The organism is Corallococcus sp. AB011P (genome assembly GCF_003611605.1).
GTDB classification, from domain to species: domain Bacteria; phylum Myxococcota; class Myxococcia; order Myxococcales; family Myxococcaceae; genus Corallococcus; species Corallococcus coralloides.
Map to the genome: position 1 here is coordinate 1 of NZ_RAVX01000059.1, position 2,022 is coordinate 2,022.

The following is a 2,022-nucleotide window of genomic DNA, read 5'->3' on the forward strand; positions in this document are numbered from 1 at the left end:
GGTAACCGTCCGGCCAACGACGTGCCGTGAGGGATTGCCGGGGTAGCGGCGCGCAGCGGACGCTTCCGGGCATGGCGAAGCAGGTGGAGAAGCCGGAGTGGGCGCGCGTCGCGGAAGCCTTCGAGGCGAGCGGGCAGACGCAGCGGGAGTTCGCGCTGGCGCGGGGCATGCGGCTCAAGCACGTTGCAGTCGTGGGTGTACCGGGCACGACGGAGTGCGCCGTCGCGAGTCGAGCCGGTGAGACTCTTGCCGGTGCAGGTGGCGGCGAGTCCCGCGGCGACGGAGTCCCTGCTGGAGGTGGTGGCCGCGAGCGGAGCGCGGGTGCGATTCGCCGCGGGTACCGACGTGGCGTACGTGGCCCGGCTTGTCGCCGCGTTGGGACGGTGAGGGGGTGTTCGCACTTCCAGCGTCGGTGCGCGTGGTGCTGGCGGTGGAGCCGGTGGACATGCGCAAGTCGATTGATGGCCTCATGGCGCTGGTGCGCACGGCGTGGGGAGAGGACGTCTACTCGGGCCACCTCTTCGCCTTCGTCTCCAGGCGGGGCGACCGCATCAAGGTGCTGACGTGGAGCCGGGGCGGCTTCGTGCTCCTCTACAAGCGATTGGAGGCGGGCCGATTCCGGCTGCCGCCAGTGGACGCGGGCGCGCAGGCGGTGACGCTGGACGCCACCCAGTTGGCCATGCTGCTGGACGGCATCGACGTGGCGGACGTGCGACGCCCGCCAGCCTGGACGCCTCCCGGGCGTACTGGCACCTGACGTGCCCGGCCCGGGACGCGGCGTGGCGCAGGCGTGTTGAGGCGAAGTGCCGCGCGAGCTTCCGCAAGACCACTTCTGCCCCTGGCGCGAGGAGGCCGAGGAACTCAAGGAGCGCCTGACGTCGCTGGAGGCGAAGATGGCGACGCTGGAGCGTCACGTCTTCGGGAGGAGAACGGAGAAGCTGCCTCCGGTGGCGACGGAGCTGCGCGGGGCCGCGGACTCGACGGCGACCCGGGCCGAGGCCGCGAAGCAGAAGCGCCAAGAGCGAGCCGCCCGAAAAGCCGAGGAGGCCCTGTCGCGGGAGATTCGCCACGCGGTGCCCGCTTAAGGAGCGCCACTGCCCGGCGTGCGGCAGCGAGGACTTGAAGCCCCTGGGCCCCGGCCGCACCTCGGTGGTGTACGAGTACGTGCCGGCCCGCTTCGAGAAGCAGGTGCACGTGCAGGAGGTACTGGCGTGCGCGTGCGGCCGGGGCGTCGTCACCGCCCCACCTCCAGCCCGGGTGGTGGACAGGGGCGAGTACGGCCCCGGCTTCCTCTCCCACGTGGTGGTTTCCAAGTGCGCGGACGCCATGCCCCTGCACCGGCTGGCGCAGCGGGTAGAGAGAAGCGGCGTGCCCATGAGTCGCAGCACGCTGACGGACCTCTTCCACCAGGCCGCCTCCGTCCTGCTGCCTCTGTCCCAGCACCTCTTGCAATGCATTGCGTCCGCGGACGTGGTGTGGGCCGACGAGACGCCCGTGCGCGTGCTGGACGTGAAGAAGACGAAGCAAGGCTACCTCTGGACTTTCCTCACCCAGACCCCCGAGGGGCAGTGGCTCCTCGGCTACCGCTTCAGCCTGGGCCGGGCCAGCACGACGCCGAAGGAAGTCCTGGGCGGCACCCGGGGCGCCCTCGTGGTGGATGCCTATACGGGCTACAACGCGGTGACGCTGCCCGAGGGGAGAATCCGCGTGGGCTGCTGGGCGCACGTGCGTCGCCGCTTCTTCGAGGCGCTCCCCACCGCGCCCGAAGCCCGCGAGGCCCTGGACTTCATCCTCGCCCTCTACCGCGTGGAGGCCCTGGCCCGCGACGCGGGCGTCGTGCGCACGGACGCGCACCGCGAGCTGCGCCAGCAGCAGAGTCTCCCCGTCCTCACGGCGCTACGCGCGTGGATGGAATCCCAGGCCCCGCGCCACCTGCCCAAGGGCCCCATGGGACAGGCCCTCTCCTACGCCTTGAAGCAATGGGACGCCCTGACGCGCTTCTCTTCCGACGCACGTCTTCCC

The 2,022-nt window shown here is 71.2% G+C and carries 3 protein-coding genes and 1 pseudogene; all 4 read left to right on the forward strand.

Annotated elements, in window-relative coordinates; genetic code table 11:
• Positions 1-237 precede the first annotated feature (237 nt).
• Positions 238-387: a hypothetical protein gene (locus tag D7X30_RS43360; RefSeq protein WP_158619480.1), complete on the forward strand. Its 150-nt coding sequence runs from the start codon at positions 238-240 to the stop codon at positions 385-387.
• Between the two features lie 4 nt (positions 388-391).
• A complete protein-coding gene (tnpB, locus tag D7X30_RS41295; RefSeq protein WP_147443449.1) occupies positions 392-757 on the forward strand; it encodes an IS66 family insertion sequence element accessory protein TnpB in 366 nt (121 codons plus the stop codon).
• A 46-nt stretch (positions 758-803) separates the two neighbouring features.
• Positions 804-1,085: a hypothetical protein gene (locus tag D7X30_RS41300; protein ID WP_120568461.1), complete on the forward strand. Its 282-nt coding sequence runs from the start codon at positions 804-806 to the stop codon at positions 1,083-1,085.
• Between the two features lie 13 nt (positions 1,086-1,098).
• A pseudogene (locus D7X30_RS41305) lies at positions 1,099-2,022 on the forward strand (IS66 family transposase); the annotation flags it as partial.